The sequence below is a fragment of the Lentzea sp. NBC_00516 genome (assembly GCF_036346835.1).
Lineage (GTDB): Bacteria > Actinomycetota > Actinomycetes > Mycobacteriales > Pseudonocardiaceae > Lentzea > Lentzea sokolovensis.
In genome coordinates, this window is the sequence record NZ_CP107840.1 from 5,695,251 (window position 1) to 5,720,864 (window position 25,614).

The window sequence follows — 25,614 nt, forward strand, 5'->3', positions numbered from 1 at the left end:
CGGATCTCACAACATCGACACCTGGCCGCATGCAGGCGCCGAGCGGCTGCATGCGTCGGTGTTCCTGCGCCTCGGCTGGGTCTGATCACGCAGGGGTCAGTTCGCGGCAGTCGTCCCGGGCCTGGCCTCACCACGAAAGCCTCGCGGTCCTGTCACCGGCCGGCTGCACGACGAAGCGGACCGCACCAAGCCGTCCACCGGTAAGTCGATCGACGACCTGTTCTAGTGTCCTGAGTCGTTAATTCGGCATCAGCACTAGATTGTGTCGGTGCCGAACCCGAAACTGGTGCCGCTGACCCTGTCCGATGACGAACGTCGAGTCCTGGAGAGCTGGACGCGTCGGCGGACAACTGCGCAGGCGTTGGCGTTGCGAGCCCGGATCGTGCTGGCATGTGCTGAGACTGGTGAGTCGAACACCGTTGTGGCGCAACAGTTGAGCCTGGGCCGTCAGACGGTGGCGACCTGGCGGGCACGGTTCCTGCGCGACCGGCTGGACGGGTTGTCGGACGAGCCTCGCCCAGGCCGGCCGCGCACGATCACCGACGATCAGGTCGAGCAGATCGTGGTCACGACACTGGAGACCAAGCCGGTCGGCGCGACGCACTGGTCGACCCGGTCACTGGCCACGCAGGTCGGGATGTCGCAGTCGGCGGTCTCGCGGATCTGGCGGGCGTTCGGCCTCAAGCCGCACAAGGTCGACACCTTCAAGATCAGCAAGGATCCGTTGTTCGTGGACAAGGTCCGCGATGTCGTCGGCCTCTATCTCGACCCGCCCGCGAAAGCCGTGGTGTTGTGCGTGGACGAGAAGACCGGAATTCAGGCACTGGACCGCTCGGCGCCGGTGTTGCCGATGCTGCCCGGCGTGCCCGAGCGACAGAGTTTCGACTACATCCGGCACGGCACCACGAGCCTGTTCGCAGCGCTGGAGATCGCCACCGGACAGGTGATCAGCGCGGTGAAACGCCGTCACCGGCACCAGGAGTTCCTGGCGTTTCTGCGCACTATCGACAAGAACGTGCCCACCGGCCTGGATGTCCACGTCATCCTCGACAACCTCAGTACCCACAAGACACCCGCGGTGAAGACGTGGCTGCTCAAGCACCCACGCTTCCACTTGCACTTCACCCCGACCAGCTCAAGCTGGCTCAACCTGGTCGAACGCTTCTTCGCCGAGATCACCGTCAAGCTTCTTCGCCGGGGCGTCCACCGCTCGGTCACCGCACTGGAGAAAGACATCCGCGGCTGGATCGAGCAGTGGAACACCAACCCCAAGCCCTACGTCTGGACCCGCACAGCAGACCAGATCCTCGAGTCCCTAGCCGCCTACTGTCAGAGAATTAACGACTCAGGACACTAGTCGCCCGGCTTCAGAGCGAGATACGCCGGACGCAACAGGTCGGCCAGCGACGACCGGCCCACCGTGATCGGCACGCCGTCGAGCTGGTCGAGCACCGCGTCCGTACGCACCGCCGCGGTCGGGTCGCCGAGGTTGATGCTCGTGGCGGTCTGCTTCTGCCAGAACGTGTCCAGGCACCTCGTCAGCGGAGGCGCCTCCTCACGCACCACAGCCGAACGCACGGTTCCACGCAACGCACGGAGGCGGTCGAGCAGTTCCTCACGGCCGCGGCCACGCCAGGCGAGGATCTCGAACGGGTCCTTGTCGAACGACTCGGCCAGCAGGTAACAGGTGGCGGCGAGGTGCTTGCACGGCACCTCCCAGTCCGGGCAGCTGCAGTCCATCGTCAGCTCGCGCTGCGTCGCGGGGAAGAGCCGCAACCCCAGGGAGGCGAACAACGTCTCGATGTCGCTCGGCATCTCGCCGGCCAGCAACTTGGCGGCGTACAGGGCTTTTCCGGCCAGTGCGTGCTCGATGCGCTGCCATTCCTGGCCGGTGAACGACTTGATCGCGATCCGCGTCTTGTACGGCGTGGGACGCGAGCCCTGCACCAGCGCGACGACCATGCTCGTGGACAGCGACAACGACAGAACCTGGCCCTGCCGCGCGTAGTTGCGGCCCCGGGTCAGCCTGCCGCCCATGCCGAACGACTCCAGCACCTCGATGAACCGCCTCGACCACCAGGTGGCGCCGATGTCACCGCGTTTGCTCGTCGCCTTGATGCCGTTGTCCACCTTGATGGTCTTGCCGAAGCGAGGGCGTTCGCCCGACCAGTGCTCACTCACCGATGGCCTCCCCGGACAGCGTCAGCAGGTCCCGCAGCTGTGCGGTGGACAGGTCGGTGAGCCAGTTCTCGCCGGCGCCGACCACCAGCTGGGCCAGGGCGCGCTTCTCCTCGATCATGGCGTCGATGCGTTCTTCCAGCGTGCCGATGCAGACGAACTTGCGCACCTGCACGTTGCGGCGCTGGCCGATGCGGAACGCGCGGTCGGTCGCCTGGTCCTCGACGGCCGGGTTCCACCAGCGGTCCAGGTGGATCACGTGGTTGGCGGCGGTGAGGTTGAGGCCGGTGCCGCCTGCCTTGAGCGACAACAGGAACAGCGACGGGCCGTTCTTGTCCTGGAAGCGCTCGACCATGCGGTCGCGGGAGGCCTTGTTCGTGCCGCCGTGCAGGAACATCACCTCGGTGTCGAAGCGCGCGGCCAGGTAGGGCACGAGCATGCTGCCGAACTCGGTGAACTGCGTGAAGCACAACGCCTTGTCGCCCTCGGCGAGCACTTCCTCGAGCACCTCCTCCAGGCGCGCGAGCTTGCCGGAGCGGCCGGCGACGCGGGAGCCGTCGCCGAGGAAGTGGGCCGGATGGTTGCAGACCTGCTTGAGCTTCGACATGGTCGCGAGCACCAGTCCCTTGCGGCCGATGCCCTCCGCTTCCTCGATCTTCTCCAGCATGTCGTTGACGACGGCCTGGTAGAGCGAGGCCTGCTCGGTGGTGAGGTTGCACAGCTGGCGCATCTCGACCTTGTCGGGCAGGTCGCTGATGATGCGCGGGTCCGTCTTCACGCGGCGCAGCACGAACGGGTTCGTGATCTTGCGCAGGCGGGCGGCGGCGCCCTGGTCGTTGTGCCGCTCCACCGGGACGGCGAAGCGGGCGCGGAACGTGTTGACCGTGCCCAGCACGCCGGGGTTGGCGAAGTCCATGATCGACCAGAGCTCGGCCAGGCGGTTCTCGACGGGCGTGCCGGTCAGCGCGACGCGGTGGCGCGCCTTGATCTGGCGCACGGCCTGGGACTGGCGGGTCGCGCTGTTCTTGATGTTCTGCGCCTCGTCGAGCACCACGCGGTCGAAGGCGAGGTCGCTCAGCGCGTCGGCGTCGCGGGCGGCCAGCGCGTAGGTGGTGAGGATGAGGTCGTTGCTCTCCACGGCTTCGCGCAGCGCGTCACCGCCCAGGCGGTCCGCGCCGTGGTGCACGTGCACCGAGAGTTCCGGGGTGAACCGCGCCGCCTCGCGTTGCCAGTTGCCGACGACCGACATCGGGCAGATCAGCAACGTGGGCGGCCTCTTGCCGTGACTGCGGTTCAACGCTTCCAGCGCCAGCAGCTGAACCGTCTTGCCCAGACCCATGTCGTCGGCGAGGCACGCGCCGAGGCCGATCTTGTCGAGGAACGCGAGCCAGGCCAGACCGCGCTGCTGGTACGGGCGCAGCTGCGCGAGGAAGTTCTCCGGCGGCTCAACGGGTTCGATCTGCTCGTCGGCCTTGCCGGACAACAGGTCGCCGAGCCAGCCGTCGGCCTCGACGGACATCAGCGGCAGCGGCAGGCTCTCGTCCTCCTCGGTGAGTCCACTGTGGAGCATCACTTCGGCCGCGGTCATCTGCCCGCCGCCGCGCTTGAGGAACGCGAGTCCCGCGGCGAGCCGTTTCTGATCGACCTGCACCCACTGGCCGCGCACCTTGACCAGCGGCACCTTCGCCCTGGCCAGTTCGGCGAGCTCGGCGTCGGTCAGCGTGTCCTCGCCGAGGGCGAGCTCCCACTTGTAGTCCACAATGGACTTCAGGCCGATCTCGCTCTCCTTGGCAACGGTTCCGGCCGTGCCGCGGCTCTTCGTGGTGAGCTTCAGGCCGAGCTTCGTGGTCTGCTGCCACCACGACGGCAGCAGCACGCCGAACCCGGCCTGCGCCAGCACGGGCGCCGCTGTCAGGAACCGGTACGCGCCTTCCGCGTCGACCTCCATCTCGGCCGGATGCGAGCCGCGCAACGCCTCGTCCAGCTCGGGGTGCAGCTTGCTCGCGCGGCCGAGATCGGCCAGCAGGTGCTCCTGCGGTGCCGGGATCCAGCGCCGCAGCACGCCGTCGTCGGCGAACCACACCTGGTGCGCGGGCACGAGAACGCTCGGCTCGTCGACGGCCTGCAGCAGGAACTCGACGGCCCACTCGTCGTCCTCGCGCTGCTCGGGCGAGCGCAGCCGGAAGCACGTGCGCACCGGGCTCTCGTTGCCCGCGCTGTCCCGCCAGCGGTCCAGTTGCTCGCGCAGTTCGTAGAGCTCGACCGGGTCGGCGTCGAACGCGGGTTCGCCGGTGAGCGCGGCGAGCCACGACTCCGCCGTCGTCACGCGGCCACGTCGTGCCGGAGCGAGCGCGGCGCCGCTCAACCGGCTCCGCACCTGCTCGTCGACCGCGGTCGTGAGGGCCGCACGCACCAGTTCCGCAGGGTCGCTGACGATCTCCTCGCACCGGCAGGCGGGAGGCATCGCGGCCTGCAGCGCCGCGAACCGAGCCGAGTCCGTTCCCGACAGCACCGGCACCCACCGCGCGACGGCCCGCTCCGGCGCGACCGAGGGCAGCACGCGGCCGCGGTCGACCAGGTCGGCGGCGAACCCGGCCACGTCGAACACGAACCGCGCGGAGTCGCTCAGCCGCATCTCGCCGCCGAGTTCCGGGGCGCCGTCGAGGCGGATCGTGGGGACGCCCCACTGTCGCAACTGGACCTTGCCGCGCGGCGCCCGTCCAGCCGTCAGCGGGTCGCGGACCAGCTCGGGCGACGCCATCGGACCCGACGAGAAGGACGGCAACAGCAACGCCCGCGTGGTCGTTTTGAGCGGTTCCTGCCCGAGCGCGGCGGCCAGCGACTCGGCCGTCGCCGCGAACGGGTGCGGTGCGTCCCGTCGCGTGCTCTCACTGCGTGCGGGCAGCCCGGAATCTTCGGCCCACAGCGCGAGGACGCCGTCGGTCGTGCACAGGCCATGCAGTACGAGCACCTCCGAACCCTATGTGCTCACATTGGTGCCATGGTCGAAGACTCCCCTGTCGTGCTGGACGGTCAGTCCCTCAGCGCCGACGACGTGGTGCGCGTCGCGCGGTACCACTCCCCGGTGGCTCTGCACGCTGATGGCGTCGCACGCCTCGAAGCGTCGTGGGGCGCGAGCCAGCGCCTCGTGGTGCGACGACAGGTCTACGGCCGCACGACCGGTGTGGGCGCGAACCGCGACCAGATCGTCAGCACGGAAGGCTGGGCCGAGCACGGCCTTCGTCTCCTGCGCAGCCACGCGGGCGGACTCGGCGGCATGCTCCCCGAGGAACAGGTGCGCGCCATGATGGTCGTGCGCCTCAACCAACTCCTCGCGGGCGGCGCCGGCGTGCGCAGAGCCGTGGCGGACGCACTGCTCGCCGCCCTGAACAGCAGCTGCTACCCCGGCGTGCACGAGTACGGCGCCATCGGCACCGGCGACCTCACCGCCCTGGCCGAAACGGGCCTGACCCTGCTCGGCGAGCGCTACTGGCTCGGCTCCACGCAGACCCCGGACCCGATCGAGCTCGACTCGGGCGACGCGCTGGCGTTGATCAGCAGCAACGCACTCACCATCGGCATGGCGGGCCTGGCCTGGCAGGACGCGCACCTCCTGCTGAAGGCCACGCACGTAGTCGCCGCGCTCTCGTTCCTGGCCGTGGACGGAGCCGCCGAGGCCTACGACGAACGCGTCCACCTGGGCCGCCCGCACCCAGGCCAAGTCGCCGTGGCCGCCGAAATGCGCCGCCTGATCGGCGAACCCCCACGCCCGGCCGCACGCATCCAGGACCCGTTCGGCTACCGCTGCTTCCCGCAGATCCACGGCCCGGCCGTCGACGCCGCCACCGACCTGGCCCGCGTCCTGGACGTGGAGTTCAACGCCGCCGCCGAGAACCCGCTGATCGTCTCTGACCACTTCGGCCCGGAGGACGACGCCGCCTACCACCACGGCGCCTTCCACAGCGCGTACCTGGGCCAGGCGCTGGACCGCCTCCGGCTGTCGATGCTGCACACCGGCCACATCTCGACCGCCCGCCTGGCAACACTGGTGGAACCGAACTTCACCGGCCTGCGCCCGTTCCTGGCGGAGGGCGTGCGAGGCAGCTCGGGCGTGATGATCCTCGAATACAGCGCCAACTCGGCACTGGCCGAGGTCCGCACCCTCGCCGAACCCGCGAGCATCGGCAACGCCGTCGTGTCGCGCGGCCAGGAGGAGAACTCGAGCTTCGCCTTCCAGTCCGCGTCTCAAGCCCTGCGCTCCCTGACCGCGTTCCGCCTGGTCCTGGCCTGCGAGGTGGTCGCCGCCGTCCGCGCCCTGCGGCTGCGCGGCATCACCCCGCAAACCCCGTCGCTGCGGTCCGCCTTCGAGACAGCCGAGTCGAAGCTCAACCCGGACATGTCCGACCGCCAGCTCAGCCCGGACGTGGAGGTGGCCTCGGCACTCCTGGACGACTTCGCCACCAGCTGACATCCAGCCTTGATCTCCACCAAACTTGAGCTTTTACGGTGGAACGCGACCAGGTTGATCGAGTTGGGGATGTGGTTGCGGTGCGTGCTGTCCGTGTGCACGAGTTCGGCGGACCCGAGGTGCTCCGCGTGGAAGAGATCCCCGAGCCGGCAGCAGGTCCAGGACAGGTCGCGGTGGCCTTGGAAGTCGCCGACGTGATCCTCCTCGACACGCTGCTGCGCAGCGGCTGGGGCGGCGAGTACTTCCCACTGACCCTCCCGTACGTACCCGGCGGAGGCGGCGTCGGCCGCGTGCTCTCGGTAGGCGAAGGCGTGGACCCGGCCTGGCTGGGCCGCCGCGTCCTCTCCCGCGCCCCCGGCGGCTACGCCGAGCAGACCCTCTTCCCTGCCGACGAGATCGTCGAGGTCCCGGACGGCCTGGGCTCGGCGGAGGCGGCGGCCATGGTGCACGACGGCGCCACCGCACTACTGCTGGCCCGCCGAGTGGAGATCACCAAAGGCGACTGGGTCCTGGTGGCGGCCGCGACGGGCGGCGCGGGTTCGCTGCTGGTCCAACTCCTGCGCGACGCCGGCGCACGGGTCATCGCCGCGGCCCGCGGCGAGCGCAAGCTCGCGCTGAGCCGGGAACTGGGCGCGGAACTCGCCGTCGACTACTCCCTCGACGGCTGGCAGGACCAGGTCCGCGAGGCAACGGGCGGGGTCGGCCTCGCCTTCGACGGCGCGGGAGGCGCGCTCGGCAGGGCCGTGTTCGAGGCCGTGGCCGACGGCGGCCGCTTCGTCACCTACGGCAGCTCGGACGGGTTCGCCGACATCGACCCGGAACAGGCGAGCCGGCGGCGAGTGCACGTGGACAACGTGCTGGCGGCCGGGGCGCCCGACCCGGCGACCTTGCACGGACTCCACACGGACGCGCTCGCTCTCGCGGCGCAGGGCCGGCTTCGGCCGGTGATCGGCGCGACGTACCCGTTGGCGGAGGCCGAGAAGGCGCATCGGTCGCTGGAGGAACGCGCCACCCTCGGCAAGTCGCTTCTGCTGATCTGATCACTCCCGTGCAGCAGGGCGGGTCCGCTCGGGGCAACCGGTCGATGACGGCCAAGCAAAGGGCACTGGTCGGGGTGGCCGGTCACGGCGATCGGTCACGGCGATCGGTCACGGCGATCGGTCACGGCGATCGGTCACGGCGATCGGGGCGGCTAGCCGGAGATCGATCGGGATGCTGGTCTGGGCGGTCGATCGGGCGATCAGCGGGGCGGCCAGCCGGGGGTCGATCAGGATGGCAGGTCTGGGCAGTCGATCGGGGCGGTTGGTCTGGAGGGCCAGACCAGGGAGTTCGTCCTGTCCAGTCGGGCCTTCTCGCTCGCCTCCGTCTGCCGCCCTTTCCGCCGCCGCCCGCCCCCTTCCGCTTTGCGGGGGAAGGTGATCATGGTTTCCGGACATCTACTAGACGGCGTCAGGCGTGGATCGGGACCAGCTTCACCCGTCCGGGTGGCCAACGCTGGCCGGAACTGGCTGGAGTTGGGCCACGGCTCGTAATTCCCCGCGACCCGACCCGACCCGACCGGACACGGCCCGCGTGCTGCTTGCCGGCCTGGCCGGGGTGCGCCGCCATCCCCGGTACGGCGCAACCCGGCCCTGACCAGGCGTCAGCCTCCTGCCACCGACGGCAGGATCTGGATCTCGGCGCCTGCCGGGAGTGGGGTGGACGGGCCGGACAGGCGGCGGCACTCCTCGCCGTTGACGTAGAAGTTCACGTAGCGGCGGAGGGTGGATCGTTCGTCGCGCAGGCGGCGGTCCAGGGCCGGGTAGGTGTCTGCCAGTACGTCGAGGGCTGCTCCCAGGGTGGCTGGGTCTGGGACTTCGACGTCCAGGTGGGCGGCGCCGTCGGTGGTGTTGCGCAGGACGCCTGGGATCAGGACCGTGACTTTCACGTCGGGATCACCGCGGCTCGGACCGACATCACGTCCGGGAGGTGGGCGGCTACCTGGTGCCAGGTCTCGCCCTCGTCCGGGCTGGCGTAGACCTCGCCTGAGCGGGAACCGAAGTAGACGCCGGGGACCGGGGCGTCGTCGGCGCACATGGCGTCGCGCATCACGGCTGTCCAGAAGGCGTCGGGGAGACCTTCGCCCAGAGCCTCCCAGGAGGCGCCGGCGTCGCGGGAGCGGTAGACGCGGCACTTGCCTTCCGGTGGGAAGCGGCGGCCGTCGGCCTCGATCGGGAACGTGAAGATCGTGTCCGGGTCGTGGGGGTGGACGACCATCGCGAAGCCGAAGTCGGTTGGGAGGCCCTCGGCGATGGACTGCCAGGTGTCGCCGCCGTCGTCGCTCCGGTAGACGCCGTGGTGGTTCTGGGCGTAGAAGCGCGAAGGCGACGAAGGGTGTTGTGCGACCTTGTGGACGCATTGGCCGAACTCCGGCCACGGGTCCGGGAAGAAGTACGCCTTGATGCCCTTGTTGCGGGCCTCCCAGGACTTGCCGCCGTCGGCCGTGCGGTAGACGCCGCCGGTCGACATCGCCACCAGCATCCGGTCGGGGTCGACCGGGTCGGGCACGATCGTGTGCACCGCCTGGCCGCCGAAGCCCGCCTCCCACTCCGGGCGGTGCGGGTGGTTCCAGAGGCCCTCGACGAACTCGAACGAGCGGCCGCCGTCCGACGACTTGAACAGCGCCGACGGCTGGGTGCCCGCGTAGACGACGCCCGGTTGCGAGGCTGGAGCCGGTTGGAGTTGCCAGACGCGTTCCAACGCGGCGTCCTCCACCGGGAATGCGATCGGTGGCGTGGAGGACTCCTCCCAGGTGGCGCCCAGGTCGTCCGAGATGGACACGCCAGGGCCGAAGTGTGGTGAGGACACGCCGGCCATCAGGCGCAGGCCCGCACGCGAGTCGAACGCGACCGCGTACACCTCCTGCATCGCGTGGTGCGGCCCGTCGACCTGCCACGTGACCCGATCCTCACTACGGGCGAGCCACAGTCCCTTGCGCGTACCGATCGCCACGACCACCGTCATCGCAACGCAGCCTCCCAGTCAGAAGATGTGATGCGGAGCACGTTACGCCGGGGGTCTGACAATTTCTGAGCGCGAGGGAAACCCCACGTAGACCCACAAGTTACTCACTGGTAGCGTCCGAAAGAAGAGACGCAAGGAGGCGCCAGTGCTGCTCGACCCGAACCACTACGACCCCGCCCACCTCGACGACGAGACGCGGCGCCTGCTCAGGGCGACCGTCGACTGGTTCGAGGCCCGCGGCAAGCGGCAGCTCATCGCGGACGCGCAGGACAAGGTCTGGTACACCGAGTTCCTCGACTTCGTGAAGCGCGAGAAGCTCTTCGCCACCTTCTGCACGCCCGCGAGCGTCAACGGCACGAAGCGCTGGGACGCCGCCCGCAACGCCGCGTTCAGCGAGGTGCTCGGCTTCTACGGCCTGCAGTACTGGTACGCCTGGCAGGTCACGGTTCTCGGCCTCGGCCCCATCTGGATGAGCGGCAACGAGGAGGCCAAGCAGAAGGCGGCGGCCCTCCTCGACAGCGGCGCGGTCTTCGCGTTCGGCCTCTCCGAGAAGGAGCACGGCGCCGACGTCTACAGCACCGACATGATCGTCACCAAGACGGAGACCGGCTACACCGCGACCGGCAGCAAGTACTACATCGGCAACGGCAACGTCGCCGGCATGGTCAGCGTCTTCGGCAAGCTCGCGGACTCCGACGAGTACGTCTTCTTCGCCGTCGACAGCCAGCACGAGAACTTCGAGCTGGTCAAGAACGTCGTGGACAGCCAGATGTTCGTGAGCGAGTTCCGCCTCGACGACTACCCGATCACCGACGCGGACGTCCTGCACCGCGGCCCCGACGCGTTCAGCGCGGCGCTCAACACCGTGAACGTCGGCAAGTTCAACCTCTGCACGGCCAGCATCGGCATCTGCGAGCACTCGTTCTACGAGGCGATCACGCACGCCCACAACCGGATCCTCTACGGCAACCCGGTCACGAACTTCCCGCACGTGCGCCAGAACTTCGTCGACGCCTACGCGCGCCTCACCGCCATGAAGCTGTTCGCGGACAGGTCGGTCGACTACTTCCGAAGCGCCAACGAGAACGACCGCCGCTACCTCCTCTTCAACCCCATCACCAAGATGAAGGTGACGAGCGAGGGCGAGAACGTCATCGACCTGCTCTGGGACGTCATCGCCGCCAAGGGTTTCGAGAAGGACACCTACTTCACCCGCGCCACGGCCGACATCCGCGCGCTGCCCAAGCTCGAGGGCACCGTGCACGTGAACCTGGCCCTGGTGCTGAAGTTCATGCCGAACTACCTCTTCAACCCCAAGGCCTACGACGAGGTCCCGACGCGTCACGACGCGACCGACGACGACTTCTTCTGGCACCAGGGCCCCGCGCGCGGCCTCGGCAAGATCCAGTTCCACGACTGGGAGCCGATCTACGCCGAGCACGCGCACCTGCCCAACGTGGCGCTGTTCCACGAGCAGGCGAACGCCATCAAGACGCTGCTCACCACGGCCGCGCCGGACGCGGACCAGCAGAAGGACCTCGACTTCCTGCTCAACCTGGGCCACCTGTTCACCCTGGTCGTCTACGGCCAGCTGGTCCTGGAGCAGGCGAGGATCACGAAGACCGACCAGAGCGTCCTAGACCAGATCTTCGACGTCCTGGTCCGCGACTTCGCCGGCTACGCGACCGCCCTGCACGGGAAGGCCAGCAGCACCGAGGCCCAGCAGCAGTGGGCCGTCGCGCAGATCCGCAAGCCGCACGTCGACCAGGCCCGTTTCGACGCCGTCTGGCAGCAGGTCGAGGCGCTGTCCGGCCAGTACGAGATGCGCCCCTAGGACTGGTAGCGCTCCAAAGCCGCGATCATGAGTTCGAGCCCGAACTCGAACTCATGATCGTGGTCGTAGGTCCCCAGCTCGTCGAGAACCCCGGCGGACAGCGGAAACGCCGCCATGTCGACGTCGACGTAGGGAGACAGCGCGATGCCGCCGAGCTCCGGCGAGGTCGCGACCTCCCGCATCAACGTGCCCAACAGGTACGACACCATCGCCCGCATCATCCCGACGGCGATCTTGCCCCGGAACCCGGCGCGGTCGAAGTTGATCAGCGCCGCCTCGATCGTCCGGAACCCCGCCTCGGTGCTCAGCCGCCGCGTCGCCAGCATCACGAACGCGCGGGGGTGCCGGCGCGCCAGCTCCCGCACCGCACGGGCGTGCGCCCGGATGTGATCACGCCAGTCGTCGCTGTCGACGGTGTACGGCTGCGCCTCGGCCATGATCCGCTCGGCCGCGAGATCCACCAGTAGCGCCTTGTTCGGCACGTGGTTGTACAACGACATCGTGCCCGCGCCCAGCTCCGCGGCGAGACGACGCATCGAAACGGCCTCCACGCCCTCACGTTCGATCAACCGCACTGCCGCATCCACGATGCGGGCACGGGTCAGCGGTTCACGTGATGAGGACACTGGCGGAGACCATACGACGTGGAGTAACTTCCCTGCGACGTACGGCGTACGTAGGAGGGTCGGCCGGCATGACCGAGTCCAAGGCGCTCAGAGCGCTGCGCGAAGCGATCGTCTTGGAGCACATGGAGTCGCAGAACGAACACGACTTCGACACCTCCCTGAACACGTTTCCGCACCCCCGCTACGAGATCATGGCGTCCGGCCAGGTCTTCGAAGGCGTGGACGCGGTCCGCGACTACTGGCAGCGCACCCGAGCGGCGTTCCCCGACCAGCGCAACAAGGTCATCGACGTCCATCACGCGGACGACGCCGTGATCCTCGAGTTCGAGTTGCAGGGCACGCACCTCGGCAGCCTCATCGGCGAAGAAATCACCGGACGGTCGTTCAAGGTCAGGATGGTCGGTTTCTTCCTCTTCGACAAGGACGTTCTTGTCTGCGAACGGGTCTACGGCGACACGGCGACGGTCATGAGCCAGCTCGGCATGCTCGACGTCCCCGAGAAGTTCTAGAGGACCACGCGCACCTCCCCGACGACTTGCCCGCCCCCGAGCACCGGCACGGACAGGGATTCCTCGGCGGGCGACACGTCGAACCCCAGGGCCGCCAGCGCCGTGAGCCCGATCGCCGTCGTGGCACGGGGGTTGCCGTCGAGCACCTTCACCGCGACCGCGTGCCCGGCCGTGGTCGCCAGCACCAGCACACCCTCCGCGCCACCCTTGGCCACCACGCCCGGCAACCGTTGCATGACCACGGTGTTCACGTGCCCGGTTCCGCCGACGTACTCGGGAAACCCGCGCATGGCATCGGCAACGGGTGTGCGCACCAACCCCTGCATCGCGCGCGCCAAGCCGTGCAACGACAGTCCGTACACCGGCGCACCGCAGCCGTCGATCGCCGTGTGCGCGACGGACTCGCCCGAAAGCTCCTCGACTGTCCGCATCACCAGCTGCTGCAACGGATGCGAAGGCTCCAGATAGGTCTGCGTCGACCACCCCGACGCCACGCACGCCGCCAGCATCGCCGCGTGCTTGCCGGAGCAGTTCATCCGCACTCGCGAGGGTTCCGGCACACGCTGACGGGTCTCCTCGTCCTCCGGCCACGACGGCGGGCATTGCAACAACCCCACCGGCAATTCGCCGAGCAGCCGCGTCACCAGTTCGACGTGCCGGTCCTCCCCCGTGTGCGACCCGGCCGCGATCGCCAGCGCGGGCCCCGCGAGTGGCGCTCCGGCGGACAGGCACGCCAGCGCCTGGAACGGCTTCATGCACGACCGCGGCAGCACCGGATCCTGCACCGCACCAACGGACACGCCCATGTCACCGGACGGCAGCAGGCCGACGACGCTGCCGTGGTGCAGGCTCTCCACGAACCCGGACCGGGTGACCTCAGCGAGCAGTGCGGGCACGAGAAGCCTCCAGCCGATGGGCCAGCCTGGACAGCGCCAGGTTGACCACGAGGTAGACGAACGCGACGACGATGAACGTCTGGATCAGCAGACCGTTGTAGTTCGCGAGCACCCGGCCGTTGAACAACAACTCCGTGTAGGACACGACATATCCCAGCGAGGTGTCCTTCAACAGACTGACAGCCTGGGTCACGAGCAACGGCGTCATGTGCCGCACGGCCTGTGGCAGCACCACGAACCGCGTCACCACGTCGTCCGGCATGCCGAGGGACAACCCGGCCTCGCGCTGGCCGGGATCGACCGCCGAGACGCCCGCCCGGAAGATCACCGCGTAGGAGGCCGCGTGCGACAACGCCAACGGCACCACGAGCTTCCAGAACAGCGGCAGGTTCACGCCGAACGACGGCAGCACGAACAGCATCACGTACACGAGCAGCAACACCGGAACCGTGCGCATGACCTCGGCGTACGCGCGAGTGAACCGGTTGGGCCGCAACGCGAGCAGCAACCCGCCCGCCATCGCCAGCACGCCGGTCGCGCACGCCGCCACCACTGTCGACCACAGGCCGTTGAGCAGATACCGCCAGACGGGCCAGGTCAGGTACGGCCTCCACCGGACAGGATCCAGCTGCCCACCGGCCGCGAACTGCCGCAACCCCAGCGCCACCAGTCCGGCCAGCACGAGAGCGGCCACCACCGAGATCCAGAAGATCCGGCGGCGCGCACGTGGTCCGGGAGCGTCGAACATCAGGCCAGCCGCCGTTCCAGCACCCGCGCACCGAACCCGATGCCGGCGGCCATCACCAGATAACAGAGGCCGACGCCGGTGAAGACCAGCAACGGCTGCGCGAGCTCCAGGTTGATCCGTTGCGCCGCACGGGTCATGTCCACCACGCCGACGACACCGGCCAGCGCCGTGGCCATCGTCAACGCGATCGCGATGTTCGCCAACGGCTGCACGACGCGTCTCGAAGCCTGCGGCAGGATCACGTGCCGCAACGACTGCCGGAACGAGAGGCCCAACGCCCGCGCGGCCTCGCCCTGCCCGGACGCCACCGAGTTCACACCCGACCGCAGCGCCTCCGCCACGAAAGCCGCCTCGTACAGCGCGATCGCCGTGAAGGCCGTCCAGAACAGCGGCATCTTCACGCCCACCTCCGGCAGCCCGAACACGAACAGCACCAGCCACGCGAGCAGCGGGATGTTCCGCCACAACTCGACGTAGGCCGCCCCGGCACCCCGCAGCAACGGCACGGGCACGATCCTCAGCACGGCCACCAGCAACCCGACGAGCAACGCGCCGGCGAACGACAGCAGGGTCAGGGCGACGGTGTTCAGAAAGCCTTCGAGGACCAGGCTCATGAGGCGATCGCGGGTGGCGCCGGCGCGTCGCCGGTGACCACTGTGCCGATCGTCTGCTTCCAGACCTCCTGCCACAGCCCCGACTTGCCGATCTCGCGCAGCCAGTCGTCGACGAACTCGGTGAACTCGGCGTCGCCGTGCTTGATGCCGATGCCGTACGGGTCCTCGGTGAACGGCTCACCGACGAGCTGCAGTTCGCTGTCCTTCGAAGCGTCGGCCACCAGGATCGCCTGGTCCTGCACGTAGGCCTCGCCGCGGCCCTGCTTCAACGCCGTCAGGCACTCGGGATCGGACCCGAACTCGAGGATCTTCGCGGTGGGCGCCGCGTCCTGCACCGCCTTCACGCCAGGGGTGTTCGCGCCGACGATGACCGTCTTACCGGCGAGATCGGCGGGTTTGGCGATGCCGGACGTGCCCTTGCGGACCGCGATGGACTGCCCTGACTGGTAGTACGGGCCGGCGAACGACACGCGCTCGGCCCGTTGCGGGGTGATCGTGTAGGTCTGGATGATCACGTCAACGGTGCCGTTGGCCAGCAACGGTTCGCGGGTCTCTGAGGTCGCGGAGAGCAGCTCCGTGGAGGGCTTGCCGACGACGTACTGCGCGAGCAGCTTGCCCAGGTAGGCGTCGAAGCCGGTGAGCTCGCCGCTGATCGGGTCGAGCTGCGAGAGCAGCGGGGCGTCCTGGGAGCCGCCGATGATCAGCTCGCCACGCTTCCTGATGCGGTCGACGGCCGAGCCGGGAGTCACCTGACCTGTGTAGACGGGTGCCTTGGCCAGCAGGGCGTCGATCTTGCTCCCGCCAGGAACAGCACCTTCACCGCCGGAACAGCCGGCCACGAAGAGCAACAGAGCGGCTACGAACAGTCTCCCCATGCCGCGACGCTACTGATCGCGATCAATCAGGCACAAGATACGACAAAGCCGCTTGTCCGATAGTGGACAGGCGGCTTGTCAGATTCAGATCAGATGTGCTGACCAGTCACAGACTCAGACGGCGCGAACACCCTGGGCCTGCGGGCCCTTCTGGCCCTGACCGATCTCGAACTCGACCCGCTGGTTCTCTTCGAGAGCCTTGTAGCCGTTCATCTGGATCTCGGAGTAGTGGACGAACACGTCGGCGCCACCGTTGTCAGGGGAGATGAAGCCGAAGCCCTTCTCCGAGTTGAACCACTTGACGGTGCCCTGTACTGCCATCTTGCTACTTCTCCTCTAACAGGTGCCGGATCGCGCTCGCGACCACCGGGGTCAGGACACGACGGTGCCTTCTCCGGAACCTGGAGAAACCACACACTCGCGACCTCGTTCCGCGAGCGGGGAAATCCACGAACACGCAACGTACGACCATAGACAGTCAACCACGCACCACCACTCTCAGTCGAGCCATCGATCTCACTGATACCGTGAGATCCCAAATGACCCCGCGGAGGTACTCGTGCCCGAGCAGACGACCCTGTCGATCAAGGTCGAGGTCGCGCCACAGGTCGCCGGCGGGCTGTCCGCGTTGGTAGAGAAGCTGCTGGCCAGCGCCGTGCGAGAGGCCAAGCGGAAAGATCGCGACGGGGGCCGCGGGCCCGTCGTCAACAAGCACAGCGGCACCGTGCACGGCACCCTGTTCCAGATCGGAAACGTAGAAGGAAACGTCCACTACCGGGACCGGTAACCTGGAGGGTCGTTGACCCAGGGGGCCGTGGCTTGACCGGCAGCGACAGACTGCTCTTCTTCTTCATCGGCTTGGTGACCACATTCGTGTTCATCCGAATCAGCGTGCGCTTGATCAGGGCGAAGGTGCGCTGGTGGCCGGGCAACTTCGTACACGGCGACACGCACGTGCATCACGTCGTGTTCGGCACCGTGCTGTTGCTGTTGTCGAGCGTCACGAGCCTCGTCATCCCGGACGACATGCACGGCGCCAGACTGGCCGCCGCGGCCGTTCTCGGCGTGGGCGCGGCGCTGGTGCTGGACGAGTTCGCGCTGATCCTGCACCTGAGGGACGTGTACTGGACGAAGGCCGGCCGGCTGTCCGTGGACGCCGTGTTCCTCGCCGTCGGTCTCACCGGGACGTTCCTGCTCGGCGCACGCCCGTTCGGCTACGACGAGGTGCTGCAGCTCAACCCGGAGACGACGCCGGCGTCCACGTTCACGCTCCGGCTGATCATCATCTCCGTGAACCTGTGCTTCGCGATCGTGGCCCTGCTCAAGGGCAAGATCTGGACCGGGCTGCTCGGCCTGCTCGTGCCGGTCGTGCCCGCCGTGGGTGCCGTGCGGCTGGCCAGGCCCGGCTCACCGTGGGCGCGCTGGCGCTACCACGAAGGCTCGCGCAAGCTGACCCGCGCCTACCGCCGGGAGGCACGGATCAGGCAGCCGATCATCCGCGCGAAGATCGCCGTGCAGGAGTTCATCTCGGGACGTCACGACCTGCCCGATCAGGACAGGCCGTGACGAGCGAGCACTAGCACTAGCTTCCGACGATGTCCTGCTGGGCGCAGGCCGCGGCGAGGTCGCCGGCGCACAACTCCGCCGGTTTGATGATGCCCTCGGTGACCAGCGTCCGGACGTTCTCCTTCTTGATCAGCGTCGCGCCGAGCAGCACCGACTTCATGTCACGCCGTGCGACGGGGTCCCGCAGGTTGCCGGTGGCGAGGTCGTCGGCACCCTCCAGGTCGCCGCGGGCGATGGCGATCGCCAGCCTGGACGCGGCCTCGGCCTCGTCGCGCACCGGCTTGTAGACGGTGATGCACTGGTCGCCGCGCAGCACGGCCCGCAGGCCGTCCACAGTGGCGTCCTGGCCGGTGACCGGGACCTTGCCCGCGAGGTTCTTCTTCTTGAGCACGGCGATGACCGCGCCCGCCAGGCCGTCGTTGGCCGCGACCACGCCGTCGACCTTGCCCTGGTTCTCGTTCAGGATCTGCTCGAACAGCTGCCCGCCGAGGTCGTTGTTCCAGTCGGCGACCGGCTGCGACTTCACGAGCTTGAGCGCGCCGCTGTCGTACTTCGAGGACAGCCGCGACTTCTGGCCCTGGGTGAAGAGCGTGGCGTTGTGGTCCGTCGGAGCGCCCTCGATCTCGATGATGTTGGCGCCCGGCTTGTCGCCGAGGCAGGTCAGCAGGCCGTCCGCCTGCAGCTGGCCGACGTTCACGCTGTCGAAACCGACGTGGTACTCCGCTTGACCTCCGAGCGTGACCCGGTCGTAGTCGATGACCGGGATGTTCGCGGCTTTCGCCTTCTTCTGCACCGCGAGGCCGCCCGCCGCCGACAACGGCGTGATCATCAGGACCTTCACCTTGCGGCGGATCATCTCGTCGGCGATCTGCGCGAACTTCGCCTCGTCGCCTTCGGCGTTCTCCATGAACGGTTCGATGTCCGCGTAGTTGAACGCCTGTGTGAGCAGGGGACGATCCTGCTCTTCCCAACGCGTGGATGTCGTTCGGTCGGGAAGGATTACCCCGACGATTGGTTTGGGACCACGCGTAGGCAGCGTCGGAGACCCCTGACCTGCTTCACCACAGGCAGACAGGAGAAAGAGCAGGCACGCCGACGATGCCATTACCCGTCTTCGCATAAACGCGGAGTCCAGTCCTTGAATCTTGTTAAGTCAAGATTTGTTCTCATAACATCACGCTCCGCTTCCGATCGGCTACAGTTCGATTCCGTACGAAAGGCGCTGATGCGCGGCGAATTTTCGTGTCAGTGTGTCCAACTTGGGCGGCAATCGGGGGCCGCGCCGTGTTGTTGGATCCAGCCCTGACCGGGTGTGAGGAGACAGCTAGGTGAGAACGCGCAGAACCGTGATGGCGGTGGCGGCAACGGTGTCGCTGATCGCAGCGGGCACTTCGGCGGCGGGGGCCGCACCGGCCTCCACAGGGCCGATCACGGAGTACACCGTCCTTCTGGAAGAACCCGGAAACCGCGACTTCGCGATCGACGCCGTGGAAGCGGCGGGCGGCGAGGTCGTGCGCAGCAACGACGCCGTCGGCCTGCTGACGGTCAAGGCGCCCGCGAACGGCTTCGCGGAGAAGGTTTCCGCTTCGAGCGCGATCGTCGGCGCCGCTCGGTCCAAGCCGATCGGGCACGCGCCCGCGGCGAAGGCCGAGAAGGCCAAGCGGGAGAACGTCGAGAAGGAGAACAAGGGGCAGAAGCCGAACAAGGCTCCCGCCCAGCAGGGGTCGACCGCCGGCATGGACCCGCTCGACGGGGACCTGTGGGGCCTGAACCTCGTTCGCTCCAACATCGCGCGGGCCAAGCAGGCCGGCGACAAGCGCGTGTACGTCGGCATTCTCGACACCGGTGTGGACGGTTCCCACCCGGACATCGCGCCGAACTTCAACAACGAGCTCTCGCGCAACTTCACCGTCGACATCCCGAACGACTCCGACGGTGGCGTGTTCGACGGCCCGTGTGAGTTCCGCGGTTGCGTCGACCCGGCCAACTGGGACGACGGCGGCCACGGCACGCACGTCGCCGGCACCATCGGCGCCGCTGCCAACGGTTTCGGCATCTCCGGTGTGGCACCCGGCGTGTCGCTCGTCAACATCCGCGGCGGCCAGGACGCGGGTTCGTTCTTCCTGAACCCCGTCGTCGACGCGCTCACCTACGGCGCCGACATCGGCCTGGACGTCATCAACATGTCGTTCTACGTCGACCCCTGGTACATGAACTGCACCAACGACCCCACGGCCTCGGCCGAGGAGCAGCTGGAGCAGCGCACGATCACCGCGACCGTGCAGCGCGCGCTGAACTACGCGCACCGCAAGGGCGTCACGCTGATCGGTGCCGGTGGCAACAACCACGAGGACCTGGGCAAGCCGCGCCAGGACACCGTGAGCCCGAACTACCCGCCGAACCACGCTCGTCCGCGTGCGATCGACAACGCGACGTGCCTCAACCTCCCCACCGAGGGCAACCACGTCATCTCGGTGTCGGCTCTCGGCCCGTCGACCGCCAAGGCCGACTACTCGAACTACGGCCTTGAGCAGACCTCGATCTCGGCTCCCGGTGGCTACTTCCGCGACGGCCTCGGCACGCCGTGGTACCGCACCAACGAGAACCTGATCCTGTCGACCTACCCGCGCAACGTCGCTCTCGCCGAAGGCGCGATCGACGAGGCCGGCAACATCACCGAGGCCGGTCTGGCCGCCGGTGTGAAGAAGGCCGTGCAGGGCGACAAGGTCGGCTACTACCAGTTCCTGCAGGGCACCTCGATGGCCGCCCCGCACGCCGCTGGTGTCGCCGCGCTGATCGTCAGCCAGTACGGCAAGAAGGACAAGAAGAACGCCGGTCTGACCCTCGACCCCGACAAGGTCGAGAAGGTGCTCTACAAGACCGCGACGCAGCGCGCCTGCCCGAACCCGCGCACTGTCTCGTACGTCAACGTGGGCCGCACGCCGGAGTTCGACGCCACCTGTGAAGGTGACTCGAAGTTCAACGGCTTCTACGGTCACGGCATCGTGGATGCCTACGGCGCTGTCACCCGTGGTGGTCAGTTCCTGTAAGTCCTTGTAGGACAACGAAAGGCCCCCGGGTTCTTGACGGGGGCCTTTCGCATGCGACGAAAGTGGACTCTCCCCCGCCACCTTCGTCTGAAAGATCCGCGCTGCCTTGACCGTGCCGTAGCGGCATAGTTTCAACTGGGTCCTGTCAGCAACCGGAGAGGAGAACGTCGTGGCGTGGAGCACCAATCAACTGGCCGATCTAGCCGGCACGACGTTGCGCACGATCCGGCACTACCACGAGGTGGGCCTGCTCGCCGAGCCCGAACGCCGAGCCAACGGCTACAAGAGCTACGGCGTGCCCCATCTGGTGCGGGTGATGAGGATCAAGCGCCTCACCGATCTCGGGTTGTCGCTCACGCAGATCGCGAACCTCGGTGACGGGGACGAACATCCCGGTGAGGCGTTGCGCGAACTCGACGCCGAACTGGCCGCGACGATCGAGCGACTGCAACGGATCCGCGCCGATCTGGCGTTGATCCTGCACCAGGAGGCGCCGACCGATCTGCCGTCCGACGTGGCGGCGATGATCGCGGAAGCGAACCTGTCACCGCAGGACCGCTCGTTCGCCGTGGTGCTGGCGCAGTTGCTCTCGCCGGACACGCTCACCAAGTACGCCGGGACGCTGAAGGACTACTCGAAGGATCCCGCGATCGTGGAGTTCGACTCGCTGCCGGAGGACGCGGACGAGCAGACCCGGCAGAGCCTGGCCGAACGCATGCGCGCGATGCCGTACATGCAGGAGATACGCGACGCGTTCCCGCACGCGGACGGTCTGTACAGCGACGCACCGCGAGGCGTGGAGCACGCGAGGCGGACGGTCATCAAGGTGATGGTCGAGCTCTACAACAAGGCCCAGCTGGACGTTCTCGTCCGCATGGCCGGCTGACATCCATTGGTTTGGCGCGCCGAGAGGGCGCGTCGTCGGGGAGGTATTTGCTAATGCGAAAATCGTTGTCTCTGGCCGCGGTCGTGACCGCCGCCGCAGGGCTGGTGGCGGTGCCGGGGGTGTCGACCGCCGCCACGCCGAAGCCCGAGGTGCAGTGGGTCGCCTGTCCCACCGACGTGGCGCTGCCCGGTCTGGAGTGCGGAAAGCTCCAGCTGCCGCTCGACTACCGCAAGCCGGAAGGCCGCAAGACCGAGGTGATGATCACTCGGCTGGCCAGCAAGAACCCCGCGAAGCGCAAGGGGATCCTGCTGACCAACCCCGGCGGGCCGAGCGAGGGCCTGACGTTCCCGTTCGTGCTGAAGGCGGTCGGACTGCCGCAGGACGTGCAGGACGCGTACGACATCATCGGCATGGACCCGCGCGGTCTAGGCTACAGCTCACCGTCCACATGCGACATGACCGACGAGCAGATGGCGGACGGCAGCGTGCCCCCGTACGCCAACAACTCCGCCGAGGTGCGCCAGCGCGCCGACGAGGTCAAGAAGATCGCCGAGCAGTGCCTCAAGTCGTCCTCGGCCGGCGCACTGCCCTACAACACGACCCAGAACATCGCGCGTGACATGGACTCGGTCCGTGCGGCGCTGGGCGAGAAGAAGGCGTCGTTCCTCGGGTACTCGTACGGCTCGTACCTGGGTTCGGTGTACGCCACGCTGTTCCCGAAGACCTCCGATCGCGTCGTGATCGACAGCAACCTGCCGAAGGGCGGCTGGGACGTCGAGGGCGGCCGGCTGATGGGCCGCGGCGTCGAGGACACGTTCCCGGACTTCGCGAAGTGGGCGGCGGCGCACCCCGAGTACAACCTGGGCACGACGCCGCAGCAGGTGCGCGCCAAGTTCTTCGACCTGGCCGCGAGGCTGGACAAGAAGCCCTCGGTGGAGGGCATCGACGGCAGGCTGTTCCGCTTCCTCAATTTCACGGCCCTCTACGCCACCGGTGACGAGGCCTTCTCGAAGCACGCCGCCTCCTGGAAGGCCTTCGACACCGGTCAGCCGCAGCCGCCGCAGGAGTACCCGGAGGTCCCGCGCGTCCAGGCCCTGCTGGCAGGCCGCCTGAACGTGATCTGCGGTGACTCCGCCTGGCCGTCGTCGGTCGGCACGTACGAGCGCAACGTGGCGATCGACCGCGTCCGCAACCCGATGTTCGGCGCGGCCGCCGCGAACATCCAGCCGTGCGCCTACTTCCCGAAGCCGGTGGAGAAGCAGGTTCTGCCGTCCGACCGGGGCCCGCGCAACGTGCTGCTGGTGCAAAACGAGCGCGACCCCGCGACGCCGCTGGTCGGAGCCCAGGGGACGCGCCGCGCGTTCGGCGACAGGGCCGCGATGATCACGATCGACCAGGGTGGGCACGGCGCCTACATCTTCGGCAAGAACAAGTGCGCCAACGACAAGGTCACCGAGTACCTGCTCGGCGGACAGCGTCCGAACGACGTGAAGTGCGCGGCTGAAACTGGCTGACTCCTGAAGGCCGGCTCGCCCACTCGGGTGAGCCGGCCCTTGTCGTGCGCGCGCTCTCACGCTACGGTCGAGCCCACGTCGCCGCCGATTCCACTGTGGAACGGAGCGGCATGAAGACGTTTACACGGCTCGCGGCAACGGTTCTGTGCGCGGCGGCCCTCGTCACGCCCGGCGCCGCCCAGGCGGCGGACCTGAACGACCCGCAACTCAAGGACATCGCGATGCAGCTGGTGTCCAGCGCGGAGAACTCCTCTTTGGACTGGCGCGCGCAGTTCGGCTACATCGAGGACATCGACGACGGCCGCGGCTACACCGCCGGCATCATCGGCTTCTGCAGCGGCACCGGCGACATGCTCGACCTCGTCCGGCTCTACCGCGACTGGAAGCCGGGCAACGTCCTGGAGAAGTACCTGCCGGCGTTGGAACGGGTGAACGGCACGCCGTCGCACGACGGCCTGGACCCGAACTTCCAGGGCGACTGGCAGTCCGCGGCCCAGGACGGCACGTTCCAGGGCGCGCAGGAGCACGAACGCGACCGCGTCTACTTCGACCCCGCGGTCAATCGCGCGAAGCAGGACGGCGTGCAGGCGCTCGGCCAGTTCGCGTACTACGACGCGATCGTGATGCACGGCGACGGCTGGGGTGACCTGGACTTCTCCAGCATCCGCCAGCGTGCGCTCAACACCGGTGCGCGCCCGCCGGCCCAGGGCGGCGACGAGGTGCAGTGGCTGCACGCGTTCCTGGACGCACGCGTGTGGACGATGAAGCAGGAGCCCGCGCACGAGGACACCAGCCGCGTCGACACGGCCCAGCGCCGGTTCCTCGACGAGGGCAAGCTCAACCTCGAACGCCCGCTGCAGTGGCACGTCTACGGGCAGCAGTTCGACATCCGCTGACCCTGACATTCCGGCGGAAACGTTTGCGAGGCAAGTGTTTCCGCCGGAATGCACCACCTGACGGCAATTGTCCGTTTCGCGAATTAGTAAAGACTCTTGCCAATAAAGGTATGAACCCCTTACCGTTGCTCCCACGCCGCCCGGGCCCCCAACATCCCTGCCCCGGAGGGAACTTCGTGAAGATCACTGGTCGCATCGCGGCCGCACTGCTGACGTGCGCCGCTCTTTTCACCACCACCGTCGGTACCGCTTCGGCGGCCAACCTCGACGAACCGCGCCTCAAGGACATCGCGATGCAAATCGTGTCCAGCGCGGAGAACTCCTCCACGGACTGGAAGTCGCAGTTCAGCTACATCGAGGACATCGACGACGGCCGCGGCTACACCGCGGGCATCATCGGTTTCTGCAGCGGTACCGGTGACATGCTCGACCTGGTCGAGCTGTACAAGACGAAGAAGCCCGGCAACGTGCTGGAGAAGTACCTTCCCGCGCTGCGCAAGGTGAACGGCACCGAGTCGCACTCTGGCCTCGACCCCAACTACACCAAGGACTGGAAGACCGCGGCCAAGGACTCCGTCTTCAAGGCGGCACAGGAGTCCGAACGCGACCGCGTCTACTTCAACCCCGCGGTGAAGCAGGGCAAGGCCGACGGCGTGCGCGCCCTGGGCCAGTTCGCTTACTACGACGCGATCGTCGTGCACGGCGACGGCGGCGACAAGACGAGCTTCAGCAACATCCGCAAGCGCGCGCTCGGCAAGGCGAAGCCCCCGTCGCAGGGTGGCAACGAGACCACGTGGCTCAACGCCTTCATGGACGCCCGCGTGTGGGCCATGAAGCAGGAAGCGGCCCACGAGGACGTCTCCCGCATCGAGACCGCGCAGCGCGTGTGGCTGAAGGCCGGCAACTTCGACCTGAAGACGCCGCTCAAGTGGAAGGTCTACGGCGACAGCTTCACGATCAACTAGCTCCACCGTTTCACACATGGGAATTAGGGGCGCTTCCAGCCGGGAGCGTCCCTAATTCCCATGTGTGACAACAGTTTCGTAATAGAATGAACATCCTTGCCGGTGAAGGTCCGAACCCCTTACCGTTGCTGCACCGCCGCCCGGGACACCCCCGGGAGGAATGCGTGAAGATCCCAGGCCGCACGCTGGCCGCAGTTCTGATGTGCGTCGCGCTCGCCACCGCGACCACGGGCACCGCCCAAGCAGCCGACCTCAACGACCCGCGCATGAAGGACATCGCGATGCAGATCGTGTCCAGCGCGGAGAACTCCTCGACGAACTGGAAGGCCCAGTTCAGCTACATCGAGGACATCGACGACGGCCGCGGCTACACCGCCGGAATCATCGGCTTCTGCAGCGGCACCGGTGACATGCTCGACCTGGTCGAACTCTACAAGCAGCGCAAACCCGGCAACGTGCTGGAGAAGTACCTCCCCGCACTGCGCAGGGTGAACGGCACCGACTCGCACTCGGGCCTGGATCCCAACTACACCAAGGACTGGAAGACCGCGGCCAAGGACTCCGTCTTCAAGGCAGCACAGGAGTCCGAACGCGACCGCGTCTACTTCAACCCCGCCGTACGCCAGGCAAAGGCCGACGGCGTGCGCGCACTCGGCCAGTTCGCTTACTACGACGCGATCGTCATGCACGGCGACGGCTGGGGCAGCCTGGACTTCTCCGGCATCCGCAAACGCGCACTGGGCAAGGCGAAGCCCCCGTCACAGGGCGGCAACGAGACCACGTGGCTCAACGCCTTCATGGACGCCCGCGTGTGGACGATGAAGCAGGAGCCCGCACACGAGGACACCACCCGCGTGGACACGGCACAACGCGTGTGGCTCAAGGCCGGCAACCTCGACCTCAACACGCCACTGAAGTGGAAGGTCTACGGCCAGAGCTTCGAGATCAAGTAACCGCACGAACGAAGAAAGGGGCGTCCCCGGCAA

Annotated in this window: 24 protein-coding genes; 13 read left to right on the forward strand and 11 right to left on the reverse strand. The window is 67.7% G+C overall.

Going from position 1 to position 25,614, the window contains the following annotated elements:
• Positions 1-268 precede the first annotated feature (268 nt).
• Positions 269-1,357 (forward strand): IS630 family transposase, encoded by a 1,089-nt coding sequence (locus OG205_RS25250; protein WP_442916586.1) that lies wholly within the window; start codon positions 269-271, stop codon positions 1,355-1,357.
• On the opposite strand, the gene OG205_RS25255 is transcribed toward OG205_RS25250, so the two are convergent.
• Entirely contained in the window at positions 1,354-2,181 is an 828-nt protein-coding gene (locus tag OG205_RS25255; RefSeq protein WP_330270558.1) for an SWIM zinc finger family protein, read from the reverse strand. The genes OG205_RS25250 and OG205_RS25255 overlap by 4 nt on opposite strands.
• Entirely contained in the window at positions 2,174-5,149 is a 2,976-nt protein-coding gene (locus OG205_RS25260) for a DEAD/DEAH box helicase (protein WP_330270559.1), read from the reverse strand. The genes OG205_RS25255 and OG205_RS25260 overlap by 8 nt, the downstream gene beginning before the upstream one ends.
• A 30-nt stretch (positions 5,150-5,179) precedes the next feature.
• Between OG205_RS25260 and OG205_RS25265 the strand changes: the two genes are divergently transcribed.
• Positions 5,180-6,646, forward strand: a complete 1,467-nt coding sequence (locus OG205_RS25265; RefSeq protein ID WP_330270560.1) for an aromatic amino acid ammonia-lyase — start codon at positions 5,180-5,182, stop codon at positions 6,644-6,646.
• Positions 6,647-6,726: 80 nt separating this feature from the next.
• Entirely contained in the window at positions 6,727-7,686 is a 960-nt protein-coding gene (locus tag OG205_RS25270; RefSeq protein WP_330270561.1) for a zinc-binding dehydrogenase, read from the forward strand.
• Positions 7,687-8,288: 602 nt separating this feature from the next.
• Here OG205_RS25270 and OG205_RS25275 read toward each other — a convergent pair.
• Both OG205_RS25275 and OG205_RS25280 read right to left on the reverse strand, forming a co-directional pair.
• Entirely contained in the window at positions 8,289-8,573 is a 285-nt protein-coding gene (locus tag OG205_RS25275; RefSeq protein ID WP_330270562.1) for a MoaD/ThiS family protein, read from the reverse strand.
• Complete coding sequence (locus OG205_RS25280) at positions 8,570-9,649, reverse strand: WD40/YVTN/BNR-like repeat-containing protein (protein ID WP_330270563.1); 1,080 nt, start codon at positions 9,647-9,649, stop codon at positions 8,570-8,572. Before OG205_RS25280 ends, OG205_RS25275 begins: the two co-directional genes overlap by 4 nt.
• Before the next feature lie 145 nt (positions 9,650-9,794).
• Here OG205_RS25280 and OG205_RS25285 point away from each other — a divergent pair, with 145 nt between their 5' ends.
• Positions 9,795-11,483, forward strand: a complete 1,689-nt coding sequence (locus OG205_RS25285; protein WP_330270564.1) for an acyl-CoA dehydrogenase family protein — start codon at positions 9,795-9,797, stop codon at positions 11,481-11,483.
• Here OG205_RS25285 and OG205_RS25290 read toward each other — a convergent pair.
• A complete protein-coding gene (locus tag OG205_RS25290; RefSeq protein WP_330270565.1) occupies positions 11,480-12,109 on the reverse strand; it encodes a TetR/AcrR family transcriptional regulator C-terminal domain-containing protein in 630 nt (209 codons plus the stop codon). The two genes, OG205_RS25285 and OG205_RS25290, sit on opposite strands and share 4 nt — an antisense overlap.
• Before the next feature lie 68 nt (positions 12,110-12,177).
• Between OG205_RS25290 and OG205_RS25295 the strand changes: the two genes are divergently transcribed.
• The gene (locus OG205_RS25295) at positions 12,178-12,618 is read left to right on the forward strand and encodes an ester cyclase (RefSeq protein WP_330270566.1); all 441 of its coding nucleotides are present in this window, start codon (positions 12,178-12,180) and stop codon (positions 12,616-12,618) included.
• Here the strand turns inward: OG205_RS25295 and OG205_RS25300 are convergent.
• The 5 genes from OG205_RS25300 to OG205_RS25320 all read right to left on the reverse strand — a co-directional run bounded on the left by OG205_RS25300 (position 12,615) and on the right by OG205_RS25320 (position 16,072).
• Complete coding sequence (locus OG205_RS25300) at positions 12,615-13,514, reverse strand: asparaginase (protein WP_330270567.1); 900 nt, start codon at positions 13,512-13,514, stop codon at positions 12,615-12,617. The genes OG205_RS25295 and OG205_RS25300 overlap by 4 nt on opposite strands.
• The gene (locus tag OG205_RS25305; RefSeq protein WP_330270568.1) at positions 13,495-14,262 is read right to left on the reverse strand and encodes an amino acid ABC transporter permease; all 768 of its coding nucleotides are present in this window, start codon (positions 14,260-14,262) and stop codon (positions 13,495-13,497) included. The genes OG205_RS25300 and OG205_RS25305 overlap by 20 nt, the downstream gene beginning before the upstream one ends.
• Positions 14,262-14,876: an amino acid ABC transporter permease gene (locus OG205_RS25310; RefSeq protein ID WP_330270569.1), complete on the reverse strand. Its 615-nt coding sequence runs from the start codon at positions 14,874-14,876 to the stop codon at positions 14,262-14,264. The genes OG205_RS25305 and OG205_RS25310 overlap by 1 nt, the downstream gene beginning before the upstream one ends.
• Positions 14,873-15,751 carry a glutamate ABC transporter substrate-binding protein gene (locus tag OG205_RS25315; RefSeq protein WP_330270570.1) on the reverse strand — a complete coding sequence of 293 codons (879 nt, stop codon included), beginning with the start codon at positions 15,749-15,751 and terminating at the stop codon, positions 14,873-14,875. Before OG205_RS25315 ends, OG205_RS25310 begins: the two co-directional genes overlap by 4 nt.
• 114 nt (positions 15,752-15,865) lie before the next feature.
• Entirely contained in the window at positions 15,866-16,072 is a 207-nt protein-coding gene (locus OG205_RS25320; protein ID WP_330270571.1) for a cold-shock protein, read from the reverse strand.
• Between the two features lie 238 nt (positions 16,073-16,310).
• Between OG205_RS25320 and OG205_RS25325 the strand changes: the two genes are divergently transcribed.
• Together OG205_RS25325 and OG205_RS25330 are read left to right on the forward strand one after the other, a co-directional pair.
• A complete protein-coding gene (locus OG205_RS25325; protein WP_330270572.1) occupies positions 16,311-16,538 on the forward strand; it encodes a hypothetical protein in 228 nt (75 codons plus the stop codon).
• A gap of 74 nt (positions 16,539-16,612) precedes the next feature.
• The gene (locus OG205_RS25330) at positions 16,613-17,317 is read left to right on the forward strand and encodes a hypothetical protein (protein WP_330270573.1); all 705 of its coding nucleotides are present in this window, start codon (positions 16,613-16,615) and stop codon (positions 17,315-17,317) included.
• Between the two features lie 16 nt (positions 17,318-17,333).
• On the opposite strand, the gene OG205_RS25335 is transcribed toward OG205_RS25330, so the two are convergent.
• The gene (locus tag OG205_RS25335; RefSeq protein WP_330270574.1) at positions 17,334-18,437 is read right to left on the reverse strand and encodes a sugar ABC transporter substrate-binding protein; all 1,104 of its coding nucleotides are present in this window, start codon (positions 18,435-18,437) and stop codon (positions 17,334-17,336) included.
• Positions 18,438-18,666: 229 nt separating this feature from the next.
• On the opposite strand from OG205_RS25335, the gene OG205_RS25340 reads away from it, so the two are divergent.
• The 6 genes from OG205_RS25340 to OG205_RS25365 all read left to right on the forward strand — a co-directional run bounded on the left by OG205_RS25340 (position 18,667) and on the right by OG205_RS25365 (position 25,581).
• On the forward strand, positions 18,667-20,367 hold the full coding sequence (locus tag OG205_RS25340) for a S8 family serine peptidase (protein ID WP_330278218.1): 1,701 nt from the start codon (positions 18,667-18,669) through the stop codon (positions 20,365-20,367).
• 169 nt (positions 20,368-20,536) lie between these two features.
• Positions 20,537-21,253, forward strand: a complete 717-nt coding sequence (locus tag OG205_RS25345) for a helix-turn-helix domain-containing protein (RefSeq protein ID WP_330270575.1) — start codon at positions 20,537-20,539, stop codon at positions 21,251-21,253.
• Between the two features lie 53 nt (positions 21,254-21,306).
• Positions 21,307-22,767 (forward strand): alpha/beta hydrolase, encoded by a 1,461-nt coding sequence (locus OG205_RS25350; RefSeq protein ID WP_330270576.1) that lies wholly within the window; start codon positions 21,307-21,309, stop codon positions 22,765-22,767.
• 110 nt (positions 22,768-22,877) lie between these two features.
• A complete protein-coding gene (locus tag OG205_RS25355; RefSeq protein ID WP_330270577.1) occupies positions 22,878-23,663 on the forward strand; it encodes a chitosanase in 786 nt (261 codons plus the stop codon).
• 176 nt (positions 23,664-23,839) lie between these two features.
• Entirely contained in the window at positions 23,840-24,628 is a 789-nt protein-coding gene (locus OG205_RS25360; protein WP_330270578.1) for a chitosanase, read from the forward strand.
• Between the two features lie 200 nt (positions 24,629-24,828).
• Positions 24,829-25,581 (forward strand): chitosanase, encoded by a 753-nt coding sequence (locus OG205_RS25365; RefSeq protein WP_330278219.1) that lies wholly within the window; start codon positions 24,829-24,831, stop codon positions 25,579-25,581.
• Positions 25,582-25,614 lie beyond the last annotated feature (33 nt).